The sequence below is a fragment of the Paenibacillus sp. S-12 genome (assembly GCF_030363895.1).
In the GTDB taxonomy this organism is placed as follows: domain Bacteria; phylum Bacillota; class Bacilli; order Paenibacillales; family Paenibacillaceae; genus Paenibacillus_B; species Paenibacillus_B alvei.
In genome coordinates, this window is the sequence record NZ_JASIUF010000020.1 from 41,588 (window position 1) to 57,472 (window position 15,885).

Genomic DNA, 15,885 nt, shown 5'->3' on the forward strand with positions numbered 1-15,885 from the left:
GATTACTTCACTTCTACAGATGCGCCAGCTTCTTCGAGCTTCGCTTTTACTGCTTCTGCTTCTTCTTTGCTTACTTTTTCTTTCAATGGTTTCGGGCAGTTGTCTACCAAGTCTTTTGCTTCTTTCAAGCCAAGACCAGTGATTTCGCGAACAACTTTGATAACGTTGATTTTGCCTGCGCCTGGTGCAGTCAAGATTACGTCAAATTCAGATTGTTCAGCTGCGCCAGCGTCACCAGCTGCGCCACCTACTACAGCTACAGGAGCTGCTGCAGTTACGCCGAATTCTTCTTCGATTGCTTTAACAAGGTCGTTCAATTCCAATACGGACATGCCTTTGATGGCTTCCAAGATTTGCTCTTTGCTCATTTGTTAAACCTCCATATTTAATAAAATGTATGTTACGCGATTAAGCTTACGCTTCCGCTTCGTTCTTCTCTGCAACGGCTTTGACAGCCAATGCGAAGTTGCGCATTGGTGCTTGGAGCACGCTGAGCAACATGGACAACAAACCTTCGCGGGAAGGCAATGCTGCCAAAGCTTTGATTTGATCTACGTCAACGACGCGACCTTCAACGACGCCACCTTTAATTTCAAGGGCTTCGTTTTTCTTCGCGAAATCGTTCAAGATTTTCGCAGGTGCTACTGCGTCTTCACGACTGAACGCGATAGCCGTCGGACCAGACAATACTTCATCAAGTTCAGACAACTCAGCTTCTGCTGTCGCACGGCGTACCAATGTATTTTTCAATACTTGGAATTCGATGCCTGCTTCACGCAGTTGCTTACGAAGTTCAGTAACTTGTGCTACTGACAATCCACGGTAGTCAGCAACAACCGTTGTAGCGCTGCCGCGCAATTTCTCAGCGATATCTTGTACGGCTTGCTGTTTCGCTTCGATTACTTTTGCGTTTGCCACTCGATCCACCTCCTACAAGGTTCTACTTACACCGTATCCTGTCCGATATCTTCTACCTACTTCAGCATAAGAAAAGCCTCTGTAGTCCACTACAGAGGCATCACGATAGCACTTGGTGCGCAGACGTATCAACGACACGCCCCAAGCACTCAGTCTATTTCGAACACCTCGGTAGGAGATTAAGCCTTTCGGCACCTACTGTCTACGGTACGATTATTCAAAAGTTAATTGCATGTGTTAGCAACTCTATTAGCATAGCATGGATAGGCGAACGATGTCAACCATCCACAAAACTTGCCAATATTCTGCTAGATTTTCCATACAGGAATGAATCTTAGCGGAAAGACGCTGTGTTCACACGTGCTGCAGGACCCATCGTGGAAGAAACCGCGATGTTTTTCAAGTACACGCCTTTAGCCGCTGCCGGCTTCGCACGGTTCAATGCATCGATCAACGCTTTGAAGTTGTCATGCAACTTGTCCGCATCGAAAGAAGCTTTACCGATTGGAGCGTGGATTTGACCTGCTTTATCCAGACGGTATTCGATTTTACCAGCTTTGATCTCTTGGATCGCTTTAGTAACGTCGAATGTAACCGTACCGGCTTTAGGGTTAGGCATGAGACCTTTACCACCGAGGATACGTCCCAATTTACCTACTTCGCTCATCATGTCTGGCGTAGCTACGCAGACATCGAAGTCAAACCAGCCTTGTTGAATTTTGTTGATCATATCTTGATCGCCTACAAAATCAGCACCAGCTGCTTCTGCTTCTTTCGCTTTTTCGCCTTTTGCAAAGACGAGAACGCGTTTTGTTTTACCTGTACCGTGTGGAAGTACAACTACCCCACGAACAGCTTGGTCTTGTTTACGAGGGTCTACACCCAAGCGAACAGCCACTTCAACTGTTTCGTCGAATTTTGCTGTAGCCGATTTTTTCACCAATTCAATGGCTTCCATCGACTCATAAGCTGCATCTCTATCGATGAGCTTCGCAGCTTCGATATATTTCTTGCCACGTTTTGCCATTTTAATTTCCTCCTTTGTGGTTTTAGCGGATTAACCTCCCACATGCGCCAAGAAGAACGTATTAGTCTTCTACGACAAAGCCCATGCTGCGAGCTGTACCTTCAACCATACGCATAGCCGATTCAACGGATGCTGCGTTCAGGTCAGGCATTTTTTGCTCAGCGATTTGACGTACAACGTCGCGTTTCACTGTTGCAACTTTTTTCTTGTTCGGTTCACCGGAACCTTTTTCAACCTTAGCCGCTACTTTCAACAATACTGCAGCCGGTGGAGTCTTCGTGATGAACGTAAAGGAACGATCTTCGAATACAGAGATCTCAACAGGAATAATCAAACCTGCTTGGTCAGCTGTTTTCGCATTGAATTCCTTACAGAACGCCATGATGTTGACACCCGCTTGACCCAATGCTGGACCTACCGGAGGCGCTGGATTCGCCTTACCCGCTGGAATTTGCAATTTAACGACTTTAATGACCTTTTTCGCCATTTCAAACACCTCCTTGCGCTAGTTATGTGAGTGTAAGGTTGCCCTATCTCACAAAAGAAACCATTAGAAAGATGTATTAAATCTTCTCCACTTGGTGGTAATCCAACTCAAGAGGGGTTTCTCTTCCAAACATGTTGACATGAACCTTAAGCTTCTGCTTGTCTGTAACGATCTCTTCGACCGTACCGACGAAGTTTGCAAAAGGCCCTACCTTGATGCGAACCGATTCCTTCAAGTCGTACTCGACTTTTGGTCTCGGATCTTCCATTCCCATTGTCTTCAAGATCTGTTCGACCTCTTCTGGCAACAGTGGAATAGGCTTCGAACCAGAGCCGGTAGATCCGACGAATCCGGTAACCCCTGGCGTGTTGCGAACAACATACCAAGACTCATCCGTCTGAATCATTTCAACCAAAACATACCCCGGGTAAACTTTACGCATGACAACTTTCTTTTTGCCATCCTTGTTTACCATTTCTTCTTCCATCGGAACAAGAACGCGGAATATTTTGTCTTCCATGCCCATGGATTCAACGCGCTTTTCCAAATTGGCTTTTACTTTGTTCTCATAACCTGAGTAGGTATGAACAACGTACCATCTTTTTTCCATAACTAAGCCACCTTGGGACTTTATTAAATAATCGCTTCGACTATCGCGGAAATACCGATATCAAGGACCCAGAAATAAAGCGTCATAAAGATAACCGTGGCTAATACGACGATCGTGTAGCTTGTCAGTTCTTTACGATTGGGCCAGCGAACCTTTTTTAATTCACCCCAGCTGTCGGCAAAGAAGGAAAACATCGAACCGAAACTTTGTTTCAGTTTCCCGAAGAAAGCCACGGACTACACCTCCATCAGACTTATCTCGTTTCGCGATGAGAAGTATGCTCGTTGCAGAACTTGCAGAATTTCTTCAACTCAATGCGGTCTGGGTGATTACGTTTGTTCTTTGTTGTCGTATAGTTGCGTTGTTTGCAGTTCGTGCAAGCCATCGTAACGATTACCCGCATGTAGTACACCTCCTGAAGACACCTTAATGATAAGAAGCGTCGAATTTCCCCAAGCAGAAACGGATTGACCATCCTTCTACAGGGGGACAAGTCGTCTCTTGTGCGCTGAATAATCCACTCTCAGTCTCATAACCAATCATTTCTTATTCAGTAAATACGTACGCATATTTAGGGCTACCTAAAACACTTTATCACAAGGGTCAAATGATGTCAATGATAAGATGTTGACGCCGTGGGGGGGCGATGCCTTTCACTCTACCATATTCGACAGCCGCTTGACAAAGGAAAAGATCACTAATGCTCTTATTCGATATCAGTATGGTGGAATAAACAACAATCTAAACCCTATTCGTTACAAAACCTTTCATTTTCTACTGTTTATCTGCCCTCTTGAACGCATATTCATCTATCTTCTAAAAAAGAGCTTATCCCCCACACTTGGTTGATAAGCTCTCATACCTGTATTTGACTTATTAACATTCGCTATCCCCGCCATCCCGTAACTCCAAATATCGCTCCAACTTGCGCTTGACTCGCTGTAGCGCATTGTCTATCGATTTGACGTGGCGATCCAGATCGACGGCAATTTCCTGATAGGAACGCCCATCCAAGTAAAGCATCAGCACTTTCCGCTCCAAATCGCTCAATATTTCAGACATCTTGTCCTCAAGCCCGACGAATTCTTCCTGATTGATGATTAGCTCTTCAGGATCAGATACCCGAGATCCACCGATCACATCCAGCAAGGTACGATCCGAATCCTCATCATATATCGGCTTGTCCAAGGACACATAAGAATTCAGTGGTATGTGCTTCTGGCGAGTTGCCGTCTTGATTGCCGTAATAATCTGTCTCGTAATGCACAATTCAGCGAACGCCTTGAAAGAGGCCAGCTTGTCTCCCTTAAAATCACGAATCGCCTTGTATAATCCGATCATGCCTTCTTGAACAATATCCTCACGGTCAGCGCCGATTAGAAAATATGAGCGTGCTTTCGCTCGAACGAAATTGCGGTACTTGTTAATTAAGTATTCGAGCGCTTCGCTATCTCCCTCCCGAACCGCGTCGACTAACTGTTCATCCGACGAACGTTCGTATGAGGAGATGCTTAATACTTTGAGGTCAACACTCACTAGCAATCCCTCCGGCCTGCAACGCAATCCATCCGTTACATCACAAATGATAGATTCAGTATATATGAATCTATCTATCAACGTCAACCAAAGGAAGCCTTATCCTGTGCGGAATTTGAGCATTATTCCAAAATAATACTATGCATTTGGCTGCATACGCCACTTATAACGATGAATATGGCATTCATTACTCTTGTGCGCTTCTGCTCAATCCTCTTCTCCTCGGCGCAGCCGTTCGAGCTTAAGCAATTGATCCAGCTTCAGCTTCCCTTCAATAGGATTGCGTTTAATTGGCTGTATCGCCTGTTCACGGATCTTCGTTTCGACCTCGCGCCGGGCTTGCATAATAATAAGTCTAAGTTCACGAGCTGAAATACGGAGCGCGCCCTGTGCAAAAGCTACATTCTGCTCCGTCATGTCAGAAGTCGCAACGTAGATTTGCCGACGACGGTGACCGAGCTCTCTTGCGAGACGCTCAATACACTCATCCGCTGTTTCCTTTTCCTTCGTGAATTGTACCGTCACTTTGCCCTGTGCATATTTGGCACCTAAGCCTGGAACACGATAAGCATCGAATACGACAATTGCTCTCCGGCCTGAATATGCCTGATAGTCCGCAAGCATATTCAGCAGCCGTTCTCTTGCTTCATCTAAATCTTTATCTTTCACCTCTCTTAGCTCCGGCCACGCCCCAATCATGTTGTAGCCGTCTACGAGAAGCACATCTCGCCAGTCCTGACGCTCCATACCGAGCAGCCTCAGCCGCGACGCCGGCGCACGACCTCATACATGAAGATGCCTGCAGCTACCGACGCATTAAGCGAGTTGATTTGCCCTGCCATTGGAAGCTTGTACAGCATATCGCAATTTTCCCGAACAAGTCTGCCCATTCCTTTATTCTCGTTGCCGATGACAAGTGCGATAGGAAGATTGAATACATCTGCTTCATAGATGTCTTGAGTTGCCGACACATCTGTACCTACAATCCATACGCCGCGTTCCTTCAACTGCTGCATCGTCTGCACCAAGTTAGTCACCTTTGCTACAGGTACATATTCAACCGCTCCCGCTGATGTTTTGGATACCGTAGCAGTCAGCCCTGCTGAACGGCGTTTCGGAATAACAACCCCATGTGCTCCTGTGCAATCTGCGGTACGAAGAATAGAGCCCAAGTTGTGTGGATCTTCAATTTCATCTAACAGGATCAAGAACGGTATCTCGCCCTTTACCTCAGCCTGAGCCAAGATATCATCTACTTCTACATAATGATATGCAGCAACCTGTGCTACAACTCCTTGATGCTGAACACCCTCAACCATTTGATCAAGCTTTCGCTTATCGACCGTTTGGATGACTACGCCAGCTTTCTTGGCTTCTGCGATAATCGGGCCTGTTAAATGTTTTTGTGCGTTTTCCGCGATCCATACTTTATTAATCGTTCTTCCAGATTTCAGCGCCTCGGTAACCGAGTGCTTCCCGGCAATATATTCTTCCTGCATGCGTATGCGCGCCTCCCGTCTTGATGTTTCCTTCTTACTTTGGCTGCTGTTCCTTCTCGTGTGCTTGAACAATCATATTGACGAATTGCTGCATCCGTTCAAAGTTTTCATTCAAGTATAAATAACCGAATAGCGATTCAAGCGCTGTTGCTTGTCTATACTCACTTACATTCGCGCTCTTCGGCACGCTGGACTTCGTATTGCGTCCTTGTCGAACAACATCTGCCTCTTCATCGGTCAAATGCGGTGCCAGCAGTGCAAGGGCACGTGCCTGCGCTTTGGCAGATACATACCCAGTCGCCTCTCTATGCAAATGATTCGGTCGATGATTCGGCTGTGATATAAGGTATTGTCTAATGGCAATTTCGAAGATGGCATCGCCGATATAGGCGAGCACAATCGGATGCAACTGTTTTGGCTGCTTCGTAGGGGCAAAAGGGAACAGCCATGTCCCCTCAGCCCCTAATTCCTTCCCATCCCTCATTGCTAATTGATGTTCCTGTTGATTATCATTCATTGATTATGCTCAAGCTCCTTCGTCAACCGTAATGCCGCCGCCACTATTTCCGACGCCAGCGTACACCCTGAGGCGTATCTTCCAGAACGATCCCCTGCTCGGTCAACAAATCGCGGATTTCGTCAGCTCTCGCCCAGTTTTTCGCTTTGCGAGCATCGTTACGCTCTTGGATGAGTCGTTCAATTTCCTCATCCAGCAATTCTTCGTCCTTGTCCAGCACCAATCCAAGCACACCGTTCATCGCTTCAAAAGCGTCAAGCAGTGCTTCCAGATCCCCTGCTGCTAACGCATCAGATTGCTGCAAATACGAGTTCGCCTCACTTGCCCATTCGAATACAGCTGTAATGGCATCCGCTGTATTGAAGTCATCCTGCATCTTGGCGTCAAAGGTCTCTAGAATGGAAACAACCTTCGCTTGAATCGCTTCATTTGGATCCTCCTGCATGGAACGATCTGCTTTCAATGATGCCAACGCATGACGCACATTCGCAACTGCATTCTCAATGCGGCTAACGCTCTTCTCTGCTTGCTCCATCGCTTCAGCACTGAAGTTCAGCGGATTGCGATAATGGGTCGACAGCATGAAGTAACGCAATGCGCCTGGATTGTATTGCTTACGCAATTGTTGAACAGTCACCCCGTTGCCAAGCGACTTCGACATTTTTTCATTATCAATATTAATATATCCGTTATGCATCCACACGTTGGCAAGCGGCTTGCCCGTAACCGATTCGGATTGCGCAGCTTCGCATTCATGATGCGGGAACTGCAGATCCTGACCGCCGCCATGGATGTCGATCGTTTCACCCAAGTACTTGCGCGACATAGCCGAGCATTCAATATGCCAACCTGGACGGCCTTCTCCCCATGGGCTGGCCCACGATATTTCACCCGGCTTGGCTGCCTTCCACAATACGAAGTCAGCCGCGTCCTCTTTGCGCTCATCTACTTCTATGCGAATGCCCAATTGCAGCTCATCTACATTTTGACGAGAAATCTGTCCGTACTTTGCGAATTCTCTCGTACGGAAATACACATCGCCACCCGATTCATAAGCCTTGCCGCTCTCCACGAGTTCCGAAATAAAGGCGATGATTTCTTCCATATTATCCGTTACACGAGGGTTATTCGATGCACGGCGAATGCCGAGACCATCATTATCCTCATAGAACGCCTGAATGAAGCGATCCGCAACCTCCGGCACTGTCGATCCCAGTTCAGCCGCTTTGCGGATCAACTTGTCATCTACATCCGTGAAGTTCACGATGTAGTTCACTTCATAATCCAGTGTTTCTAAATAACGGCGCACTACATCAAAAAATATCGCGGGCCGCGCGTTTCCAATGTGAATATAATCATACACGGTTGGTCCGCATACATACATTGTAACGCGATCCGGATCTATCGGCTGAAATGGCTCTTTCGTGCGTGTCAGCGTATTATAAATGTGCAAAGTCATTCAAGTCACTCCTCCTTGATGTTCGAGCGTCTATTTGTTCACTTTCTCAAGTTCTTTTTTTGGTGATTCAGATGATTTTGATGATTCGGCAGACTCTTCATCAGCAGACTCATCTATCTGCTGACTTGCTTGGCTGGCAAGCGATCCATTGTCCGATTCTGTTCGCTGCTTCAATTGATGAAGCTCAGCCTTCACTGCATCCAACTCATGCTGCATGTTGCGAAGCATATCAATAACAGGGTCAGGAAGTTGGGCATGGTTCAAGCGATCAATCCGTACTCCATCCTGCTTCACTACCCGTCCCGGTATGCCTACAACGGTACAGTTCGGCGGAACCTCTCGAAGCACAACGGAATTGGCTCCAATGCTTGAATTATCTCCGATGGTGAAGGAGCCTAACACCTTAGACCCGGAAGCGATGACGACGTTGTTCCCAATCGTCGGATGCCGCTTCCCTTTCTCCTTCCCAGTCCCCCCTAACGTTACACCTTGGTAAATAACCACATCATCGCCTATCTCACAAGTTTCTCCAATAACAACCCCCATACCGTGGTCAATGAACAGTCTCTGACCAATACGAGCACCAGGATGTATTTCGATCCCTGTCATGAATCGGCTAATTTGAGAAATAATACGCGCTGTTGTATACCAGCGCCAGCGGTAGAACTGGTGTGCGATGAGATGTGCCCATATCGCATGCAGGCCTGAATAGGTAAAGATAACTTCAAATCGGCTACGTGCTGCCGGGTCGTTATCGAACACCGCTTGCACATCGGATTTCATTCTGCGAATGATACGCCACATGCTCTATCCCCCCCGGAACTTAGCGAATTGAGTTAGGGTTCTCTCTCTTGTGCACCATGTGGATGCATGAATTCAAGGCAATAAAAAACGTCTCTGCAGCATGATGCTGCAGAGACGCGATGCGCGGTTCCACTCTGCTTAGACAACATCATGCCTCTATCGCCGTTCCGCACCAACGGATACAAGCTCATTACATAGCAGACACCTGTTATCTCTCTTGAACATCCATAACGCGGATGATTCGCCATCCCCTACCCATGCATCACATGCATGCTCAAGGACGGAGCTTCCGGGTGCATCGCATAAGCTTAAAATGGAACGACTTGCAGCCTGTTAGGCGAGATGGACTTTTCAACTCCACCATTCCCCTATCACGATCGTTCTCTCTGTTCATTTTTGTAAGGCTTATACTCTCCCGTTCAACGCTATTGTTCGTATTCTCATTCATACAGCTCTTTGCATGACTTTTGTTCAGAACGAATTTATGAAAAGGATTCTATCGTAAGTATATTCGAAGCATGTGCTGCATGACAATAACCAAACCTTGAAAGTTGCACAACTTCGAATCTGAACCATCAATGGCATCCTCGTTTCCGGTGAATCTCTATGCGTTCAAGCGAGCAAGAACCTTTTCTTTGCCTAACAGAACGATCGTTTCGTTTAAATCTCGGCCGTGCATTTGACCAGATACAGCAACACGAACCGGCATAAACAAGCCTTTGCCCTTAGCGCCCGTTTCCTTCTGTACTTCCTTCAACGATGCCTTGATCGTATCCGCATCCCAAGTCGCAGCAACTTCCAGCTTCGCACGAAGTGCGGACAATACAGTTGGAACCTGTTCTTCAGCCAGTACAGACTTTGCTTCTTCATCGATGACAAGCTCTTCACGGAAGAACATCTCTGACAATTCCACAATATCGGAAGCACAGTTCATTTGCTCCTGATACAGCTTCACAAGCGCAGCCGCCCATGCTTGCTGCTCTTCATTCAACTGGTCCGGCAAGCGTCCTGCACGTTGAAGATGAGGAATCGCTAATGCCGCAATGCGGTCGGGATCAGCTTTCTTCATATACGTATTATTAATATGCGTCAGCTTATTCGTATCAAATACAGCAGGACTCTTGGACAAGCGTGTCTCGTCGAAGATCGAGATCAGCTCTTCCAAAGAGAATATCTCTTCTTCACCTTTAGGGGACCAGCCAAGCAGCGCAATGAAGTTGACCATTGCTTCTGGCAAGTAACCGAGCTGCTCATACTGCTCGATAAATTGAATAATGGATTCGTCCCGCTTGCTCAGCTTCTTATGGTTCTCGTTAACGATCAGCGTCATATGACCGAAGATAGGAGCTTCCCATCCGAACGCTTCAAAAATCATAAGCTGGCGAAGGGTATTGGTAACATGGTCTTCCCCGCGCAGGATGTGGGACATCCGCATCAAATGGTCATCGATAACCACTGCGAAATTGTAAGTCGGAATGCCATCCTTTTTCACGATTACCCAGTCGCCTGTTGTATCCGATTCAAACGTAATTTCACCTTTAACCATGTCGTTAAATGTATACGAGCGTCCTTGCGGTACACGGAAGCGAATGCTCGGCTTACGCCCTTCTGCTTCCAAACGAGCATGGTCTTCTGCAGACAAGCTGCAGCACTTGCCGGAATACTTCGGTGTTTCGCCGCGCTCAACCTGTGCCTCTCGCTCCGCTGCAAGCTCATCTTCCGTACAATAGCAGCGATACGCAAGACCACGCTCAAGCAACTCATTCACATATTTATTGTAGATATCCAAGCGCTCCGTCTGGCGATAAGGCCCATATTCGCCGCCTACATCAACGCTTTCATCCCAATTCATGCCGAGCCACTTCATATACGTAAATTGGTTCTCTTCTCCGCCTTCCACATTGCGCTTCACGTCCGTATCCTCGATTCGAACGATGAATTTCCCCCCATGGTGGCGTGCGAACAAATAATTAAACAATGCCGTACGCGTATTGCCAATATGTAAGTGTCCTGTTGGGCTTGGTGCGTAACGAACTCGAATATCGTTATTCATGATTGCTTCACTCCCGTACTTTGTCTTTCCATTAATCATTTCATCATACCATATTGTGAAATAAGCAGACAACAGCCTGTGCGGCAATTCCTTCACCACGCCCTGCAAAGCCTAGCTGCTCTGTTGTTGTAGCCTTTACATTCACCTGCGATTCTTCCGCCCCGAGCGCCCTAGCAATATTCGCTACCATAGCCGGGATATGCGGCAGCATCTTCGGCTTCTGTGCAATGATTGTGCAGTCAATGTTGCCTAGACGATACCCCCGCTCAACAGCCAGTGCCCATACATGTTCTAACAGCTTCATGCTGTCTGCATCTTTGAATGCTGGATCCGTATCTGGAAAATGCTTGCCTATATCCCCTAGTCCAAGCGCACCCAAAATAGCATCACTGACCGTGTGCAAAAGCACATCAGCATCTGAATGCCCAAGCAATCCCTTCTCGTACGGAATACGAACACCGCCGATAATACACGGGCGTCCTTCTACCAACTGATGAACATCGAATCCTTGACCCACTCTAATCATCCGAATGCCTCCCTCTCCTTCTGCCTCTAGATTCAAGTTCTTGAAGCCTTATGGCGAGACAGCCACCATTCAGCCCACTCCAGATCATCTGGCGTCGTCAACTTAATGTTCGTATAGCTTCCCTCTACCACATGAACAGCAATTCCCATCCGCTCAACGAGCATTGCATCGTCTGTTCCAACGAATTGCTCCTGCTCAGCAAGCTCATGTGCAGCCATTACATCCTCCAGCCTGAAAGCCTGAGGTGTCTGAATGGCCCATAATCTGCTGCGATCAGGCGTTGCCGTAATGATACCGGAATTGTCCACCTGCTTAATGGTATCCTTGACCGGAACGGCCAATACGGCCGCTCTGTGCTGCCGGGCCGCATCATAACATGCGCTTACTTTGCCCGGCTCTACAAAGGGCCGTACACCATCATGGATACATACATACTCAATGCCGCGCGATTTCAGAGCCTGGAGGCCAGCATATACTGAATGCTGTCTCTCCTTGCCCCCTGCGACGATGTCTTGTACCTTATGCAATCCGTATTGTTTCACCCATGCTTCGCACCGCGTATAATCCTGTGCCGAAGTTACCCATGCGATTGACTCGCATTCCTCCATGGCTTGGAACCGCTCTACTGTATGGATGATTACTGGCTTGTCCTTTAATTGCAAATACTGCTTACTCTCTTCCGTACCCATGCGCGTGCCTTTTCCGGCAGCGACGATGACCACGCCAAACCCTCTGTCCATCCTTGCTAACCCCCATGATGGTAGTATCCCCATCATACCTGTTTATTGGGCTTTTTCCAACAGTTTTGGCTTGGCAAATATCATTCGACCAGCAGAGGTCTGCAGCACACTTGTCACGAGAACCTCCATTGTCATACCGATATAGTCTCGGCCGCCTTCAACGACGATCATTGTACCGTCATCCAAATAGGCTACGCCTTGTCCGTGCTCTTTACCATCCTTAATAACTTGAACAACAATTTCTTCTCCCGGCAGGACGACTGGCTTCACTGCATTTGCAAGATCATTAATATTGAGCACAGACACGCCTTGCAGTTCGCATACCTTATTCAAGTTGAAATCATTCGTTACAACCTTGCCCTTCAGCAGCTTCGCAAGCTTGACCAGCTTGCTGTCTACCTCGGAGATCTCTTCAAAATCCCCTTCATATATGAGCACCTTTACTTCCAGTTCCTTTTGAATCTTATTCAAAATGTCTAAACCTCTACGTCCACGATTGCGCTTGAGCAAATCCGAAGAATCCGCGATATGCTGAAGCTCCTCCAGAACGAATTCTGGAATGACAATGGTTCCTTCAATGAACCCCGTCTTGCATATATCTGCAATGCGGCCATCAATGATGACGCTTGTGTCTAAAATTTTATGTTCTTCTATGCCCCTTGTCTTCTCCTCTCCCCGCTCTGGTAGCCGGAATGAAGAAAACCACTTCACGATTTCTTCCCGCTTCATAAGTGCCGCTTGCATGCCTGCTGCTGACAATAAAACAACCAAACAGACTGAAATCATACGTCCTACTATCCCGAACGGCTCGAACACCGGTGCAAGCAAGGCACCGAAGGACAATCCGAGTAATGCCCCTGAAGCTCCTGACAGCAGCATTCCTGCTGACATACTTACCATACGTTCCTCTACCATGCTCCATACCCGTGCCAATGGCGTAAAAAGTGCACGACCCATCACAATAAAGCAAAATGCCCCGCCAAGCGCCCATAACAATCCGTTAGAAGTTATTCCAGGGTTGGATAATGACGAAAACTCCATCGACTGCATATTCCAATATCGATGGAACTCAATCCCACTCCATGCTCCGATCAATCCTGCCACCGCATAAAATAATCGTCTGAACACGAAGTCCACCTCCTTGTCTAAATTGGATATCTTTACAATTATGGCCCAACCCCTCCGCTCCTAACCGTCCACTCGTACAATTTTAAATTTGAGGCGAAGTTGAAATGTGGGAATTCCCAGACGTATAATAGGGGAGTAATTACTGTTTGCGGAGCACTAAATTAACGTGAGTCTCTTGAGTGGTATGGCTCGGGCTACCCACGATTCCATGAATAGAGGTGGATGAGAAATGAGTACTTCCAGTTTGCAATCTTTGCAGGATCAAGTCGGCGATTTATTGTTAAGACACCGAAGCTTGCTGGACATTCTTTCGAAATACGGACAGTCCGATGCCTCGGTAAACCGCGCGATTACAAAAGCGATAACGGAATGTGGATGCTTGGAGCTGCACGCGAAACGACAGCCTTATCATGACGACATGGATGTAGATCAAGCGAAGCGAATTCTCGAATCCCATGTCCAAGGACATTTATGCGAGAACTGCAAGGATGTGGTGAAGAGTGAACTCGGTAAGCATCTTTTCTATATGTCTGCACTCTGCAACCTGCTTGATATTGAGTTAGAGGATGTTGTTAAACAAGAATCGAGTAAATGCCAGACTCTGGGGATATTCAACTTATCCTGATAAAAGAGTCAATGGAAAATAGGAAACCATACAAAAAAAGCACCTGCTGGCAAATAGCTCGCCTGCAAGTGCTTTTCTTTTTTATTCCGTAAGCTTAGGAATGCTTCGATTGGTACCACTCTTCTGCCTCAAGCTGCTTTTTGCGGCGTCGATTCAGCATTCTAACGTTTTTTTTTAATCCGAGCAGTGCATACAGCACCAGCGGTACAAAAATCAATTTTGGTGTTTGCTCCGGCTGCCATACCGCAATTGCTACCGCCCCTGCAATGACAAACGGTGTAATCCAAATGGCTTTCTTCGGAATACCTACCTTCTTAAAGTTCGGATATTTTACCGTACTAACCATTAAGTAGGATAACAATATCATCGCAATGATAAGATAAGCTTCCGGAATGCTCTCATGGAATAAAGCAAGTGTACAAGCTACACCGCCAGCTGCTGGGATTGGCAAGCCAATGAAGTACCCTGGAATACCATCCTTAACGTTAAATCGCGCAAGGCGCAGTGCACCACAGATTGGGAAGAGTGCGGTAACGATGCAAGCCAGCACCGGGTTAATATCAGTAAAGGCGACGGCATACATAATAAAAGCTGGCGCTACACCGAAGGAAATCACATCGGACAATGAGTCCAGTTCCTTACCGAACTCACTCTGTGCATTCAGTGCACGCGCAACGCGCCCATCCAGTCCGTCGAGCAACATGGCAATAATGATCATAAGAGCTGCTAAGTTGTAGTCACCGTGAAACGCAAGCATAATGGAAATAATTCCGAGTGATAAGTTACCGATCGTAAACAAGCTCGGAATGGACTTTGTAATCATAGGTTCACCTCTAATTTTACTATGCCCAACGTACGTCCTTTCATTGTAGGAAAATCAAATTTGCCTGTCAATGAAGACCTGCTCCTGAATCCGCTTAAGACCTTCTTTGATCGCGCGTGCGCGTACTTCCCCAATTCCGTCTACTTCATCCAATTCTTCAATCGTCGCCATCATCACATGAGGGAGGAATTGGAATGTTTCGACCAGATTCTGAATAATGACGTTAGGAAGTCTTGGGATCTTGCTAAGAACGCGGTATCCGCGCGGCGATACGGATTCTTCCTGAATCGTGCTCGTCGTCGGGTAACCGAGCAGTCTTATTAAATGATGGGTATCCAGCAGTTCATCAGCCGTGCATTTTTTAAGTTGGGCAATAATCTCACGAACTTTCTCATCGCTTCCGTCCCGGGCGTAATCCTTCAAGAGTAACCAAGCGTCTTCCTCAGTATTGCTTACAAGCTCTTCGAGCTGCATGCTGATGAGGCGTCCCTCTGTACCCAGCTCGTTAATATAACGCTTGATCTCCATCTTAATACGTAACACCATCTCAATACGTTGCACAACATTTACGACATCGTATAAGGTAACCAATTCTTCAAACTCGGATGCAGTCAAATTCGTCATGCCCTGTACGAGGACAACCTTATATTTTTCCAATGTTTGAATCGCTTGATTTGCCTTTGTGAGAATGACGCCAATCTCCTTCAACGCATAGCGGAGACTGCCTTGATACAAAGTAATGACATTTCGACGCTGAGAAATGGACACTACCAGCTTGCCGGTCTGCTTCGCTACCCGCTCCGCTGTCCGGTGCCGAATGCCTGTCTCGGTAGATGGAATGGAGGAATCAGGAATAAGCTGCGTGTTCGCATAAAGAATTCGCTTAATGTCCTCGCTCAAGATAATGGCGCCGTCCATCTTGGCCAGCTCATACAGATAACTTGGCGAAAAGTCGCAATTGATGGAGAATCCGCCGTCCACAACCTCCATCACTTCCGGACTGTATCCAACAACAATTAGTGCGCCTGTTTTCGCACGCAGCACGTTCTCCAATCCGTCGCGGAAAGGCGTTCCGGGTGCCACCATCCGCAACAGATCATTCATAATATCCAGTTGGCTTTCCTTCATTCTAT

General features: G+C 47.1%; 20 protein-coding genes and 1 other annotated feature. Of the genes, 1 reads left to right on the plus strand and 19 read right to left on the minus strand.

Annotated elements, in window-relative coordinates; genetic code table 11:
• Positions 1-2 precede the first annotated feature (2 nt).
• From rplL to NO352_RS19475, 17 genes are all read right to left on the minus strand, one after another.
• Entirely contained in the window at positions 3-368 is a 366-nt protein-coding gene (gene rplL / locus NO352_RS19395) for a 50S ribosomal protein L7/L12 (protein ID WP_005544568.1), read from the minus strand.
• Positions 369-414: 46 nt separating this feature from the next.
• Complete coding sequence (gene rplJ, locus NO352_RS19400) at positions 415-918, minus strand: 50S ribosomal protein L10 (RefSeq protein WP_005544571.1); 504 nt, start codon at positions 916-918, stop codon at positions 415-417.
• Positions 919-978: 60 nt separating this feature from the next.
• Positions 979-1,144 (minus strand) — a sequence feature (ribosomal protein L10 leader region).
• 108 nt (positions 1,145-1,252) lie between these two features.
• On the minus strand, positions 1,253-1,945 hold the full coding sequence (gene rplA / locus NO352_RS19405) for a 50S ribosomal protein L1 (protein ID WP_005544572.1): 693 nt from the start codon (positions 1,943-1,945) through the stop codon (positions 1,253-1,255).
• A gap of 61 nt (positions 1,946-2,006) precedes the next feature.
• Entirely contained in the window at positions 2,007-2,432 is a 426-nt protein-coding gene (gene rplK, locus NO352_RS19410; RefSeq protein WP_005544573.1) for a 50S ribosomal protein L11, read from the minus strand.
• A 76-nt stretch (positions 2,433-2,508) separates the two neighbouring features.
• Complete coding sequence (gene nusG / locus NO352_RS19415) at positions 2,509-3,042, minus strand: transcription termination/antitermination protein NusG (RefSeq protein ID WP_005544574.1); 534 nt, start codon at positions 3,040-3,042, stop codon at positions 2,509-2,511.
• A gap of 23 nt (positions 3,043-3,065) precedes the next feature.
• Positions 3,066-3,257: a preprotein translocase subunit SecE gene (secE, locus tag NO352_RS19420; protein ID WP_040735664.1), complete on the minus strand. Its 192-nt coding sequence runs from the start codon at positions 3,255-3,257 to the stop codon at positions 3,066-3,068.
• A gap of 38 nt (positions 3,258-3,295) precedes the next feature.
• Positions 3,296-3,445 (minus strand): 50S ribosomal protein L33, encoded by a 150-nt coding sequence (gene rpmG / locus NO352_RS19425; RefSeq protein WP_019420680.1) that lies wholly within the window; start codon positions 3,443-3,445, stop codon positions 3,296-3,298.
• 473 nt (positions 3,446-3,918) lie between these two features.
• Positions 3,919-4,578: an RNA polymerase sporulation sigma factor SigH gene (sigH, locus tag NO352_RS19430; RefSeq protein WP_005544576.1), complete on the minus strand. Its 660-nt coding sequence runs from the start codon at positions 4,576-4,578 to the stop codon at positions 3,919-3,921.
• Positions 4,579-4,785: 207 nt separating this feature from the next.
• Positions 4,786-5,325 carry an NYN domain-containing protein gene (locus NO352_RS19435; protein WP_005544577.1) on the minus strand — a complete coding sequence of 180 codons (540 nt, stop codon included), beginning with the start codon at positions 5,323-5,325 and terminating at the stop codon, positions 4,786-4,788.
• A gap of 11 nt (positions 5,326-5,336) precedes the next feature.
• Positions 5,337-6,077 (minus strand): 23S rRNA (guanosine(2251)-2'-O)-methyltransferase RlmB, encoded by a 741-nt coding sequence (rlmB, locus tag NO352_RS19440; RefSeq protein ID WP_289356543.1) that lies wholly within the window; start codon positions 6,075-6,077, stop codon positions 5,337-5,339.
• Between the two features lie 34 nt (positions 6,078-6,111).
• Entirely contained in the window at positions 6,112-6,594 is a 483-nt protein-coding gene (locus NO352_RS19445; protein ID WP_005544579.1) for a Mini-ribonuclease 3, read from the minus strand.
• A 43-nt stretch (positions 6,595-6,637) separates the two neighbouring features.
• Positions 6,638-8,053 carry a cysteine--tRNA ligase gene (gene cysS, locus NO352_RS19450; RefSeq protein ID WP_289356544.1) on the minus strand — a complete coding sequence of 472 codons (1,416 nt, stop codon included), beginning with the start codon at positions 8,051-8,053 and terminating at the stop codon, positions 6,638-6,640.
• Positions 8,054-8,083: 30 nt separating this feature from the next.
• Positions 8,084-8,857: a serine O-acetyltransferase gene (gene cysE / locus NO352_RS19455; RefSeq protein ID WP_412071057.1), complete on the minus strand. Its 774-nt coding sequence runs from the start codon at positions 8,855-8,857 to the stop codon at positions 8,084-8,086.
• 604 nt (positions 8,858-9,461) lie between these two features.
• Positions 9,462-10,910: a glutamate--tRNA ligase gene (gene gltX / locus NO352_RS19460; RefSeq protein ID WP_216633905.1), complete on the minus strand. Its 1,449-nt coding sequence runs from the start codon at positions 10,908-10,910 to the stop codon at positions 9,462-9,464.
• A 43-nt stretch (positions 10,911-10,953) separates the two neighbouring features.
• Positions 10,954-11,436: a 2-C-methyl-D-erythritol 2,4-cyclodiphosphate synthase gene (gene ispF, locus NO352_RS19465; protein WP_005544587.1), complete on the minus strand. Its 483-nt coding sequence runs from the start codon at positions 11,434-11,436 to the stop codon at positions 10,954-10,956.
• A 32-nt stretch (positions 11,437-11,468) separates the two neighbouring features.
• Complete coding sequence (gene ispD, locus NO352_RS19470) at positions 11,469-12,176, minus strand: 2-C-methyl-D-erythritol 4-phosphate cytidylyltransferase (RefSeq protein WP_289356545.1); 708 nt, start codon at positions 12,174-12,176, stop codon at positions 11,469-11,471.
• A gap of 42 nt (positions 12,177-12,218) precedes the next feature.
• Positions 12,219-13,304 (minus strand): PIN/TRAM domain-containing protein, encoded by a 1,086-nt coding sequence (locus tag NO352_RS19475; RefSeq protein ID WP_289356546.1) that lies wholly within the window; start codon positions 13,302-13,304, stop codon positions 12,219-12,221.
• 229 nt (positions 13,305-13,533) lie between these two features.
• On the opposite strand from NO352_RS19475, the gene NO352_RS19480 reads away from it, so the two are divergent.
• Positions 13,534-13,929, plus strand: a complete 396-nt coding sequence (locus NO352_RS19480) for a nucleoside triphosphate pyrophosphohydrolase family protein (RefSeq protein ID WP_005544593.1) — start codon at positions 13,534-13,536, stop codon at positions 13,927-13,929.
• A gap of 94 nt (positions 13,930-14,023) precedes the next feature.
• Here the strand turns inward: NO352_RS19480 and pssA are convergent, their stop codons facing one another.
• Together pssA and disA are read right to left on the minus strand one after the other, a co-directional pair.
• Complete coding sequence (gene pssA / locus NO352_RS19485; protein ID WP_171417954.1) at positions 14,024-14,752, minus strand: CDP-diacylglycerol--serine O-phosphatidyltransferase; 729 nt, start codon at positions 14,750-14,752, stop codon at positions 14,024-14,026.
• Positions 14,753-14,806: 54 nt separating this feature from the next.
• Positions 14,807-15,880, minus strand: a complete 1,074-nt coding sequence (gene disA, locus NO352_RS19490) for a DNA integrity scanning diadenylate cyclase DisA (RefSeq protein ID WP_005544595.1) — start codon at positions 15,878-15,880, stop codon at positions 14,807-14,809.
• Positions 15,881-15,885: the final 5 nt, after the last annotated feature.

Coding starts and splice junctions, on each gene's coding strand:
- pssA (WP_171417954.1), bottom strand. CDS start 14,752: ATGATTACAAAGTCCATTCCGAGCTTGTTTACGATCGGTAACTTATCA.
- rplA (WP_005544572.1), bottom strand. CDS start 1,945: ATGGCAAAACGTGGCAAGAAATATATCGAAGCTGCGAAGCTCATCGAT.
- rplK (WP_005544573.1), bottom strand. CDS start 2,432: ATGGCGAAAAAGGTCATTAAAGTCGTTAAATTGCAAATTCCAGCGGGT.
- cysE (WP_412071057.1), bottom strand. CDS start 8,857: ATGTGGCGTATCATTCGCAGAATGAAATCCGATGTGCAAGCGGTGTTC.
- NO352_RS19435 (WP_005544577.1), bottom strand. CDS start 5,325: ATGGAGCGTCAGGACTGGCGAGATGTGCTTCTCGTAGACGGCTACAAC.
- ispF (WP_005544587.1), bottom strand. CDS start 11,436: ATGATTAGAGTGGGTCAAGGATTCGATGTTCATCAGTTGGTAGAAGGA.
- nusG (WP_005544574.1), bottom strand. CDS start 3,042: ATGGAAAAAAGATGGTACGTTGTTCATACCTACTCAGGTTATGAGAAC.
- rpmG (WP_019420680.1), bottom strand. CDS start 3,445: ATGCGGGTAATCGTTACGATGGCTTGCACGAACTGCAAACAACGCAAC.
- rlmB (WP_289356543.1), bottom strand. CDS start 6,077: ATGCAGGAAGAATATATTGCCGGGAAGCACTCGGTTACCGAGGCGCTG.
- ispD (WP_289356545.1), bottom strand. CDS start 12,176: ATGGACAGAGGGTTTGGCGTGGTCATCGTCGCTGCCGGAAAAGGCACG.
- rplL (WP_005544568.1), bottom strand. CDS start 368: ATGAGCAAAGAGCAAATCTTGGAAGCCATCAAAGGCATGTCCGTATTG.
- NO352_RS19480 (WP_005544593.1), top strand. CDS start 13,534: ATGAGTACTTCCAGTTTGCAATCTTTGCAGGATCAAGTCGGCGATTTA.
- disA (WP_005544595.1), bottom strand. CDS start 15,880: ATGAAGGAAAGCCAACTGGATATTATGAATGATCTGTTGCGGATGGTG.
- gltX (WP_216633905.1), bottom strand. CDS start 10,910: ATGAATAACGATATTCGAGTTCGTTACGCACCAAGCCCAACAGGACAC.
- cysS (WP_289356544.1), bottom strand. CDS start 8,053: ATGACTTTGCACATTTATAATACGCTGACACGCACGAAAGAGCCATTT.
- NO352_RS19445 (WP_005544579.1), bottom strand. CDS start 6,594: ATGAATGATAATCAACAGGAACATCAATTAGCAATGAGGGATGGGAAG.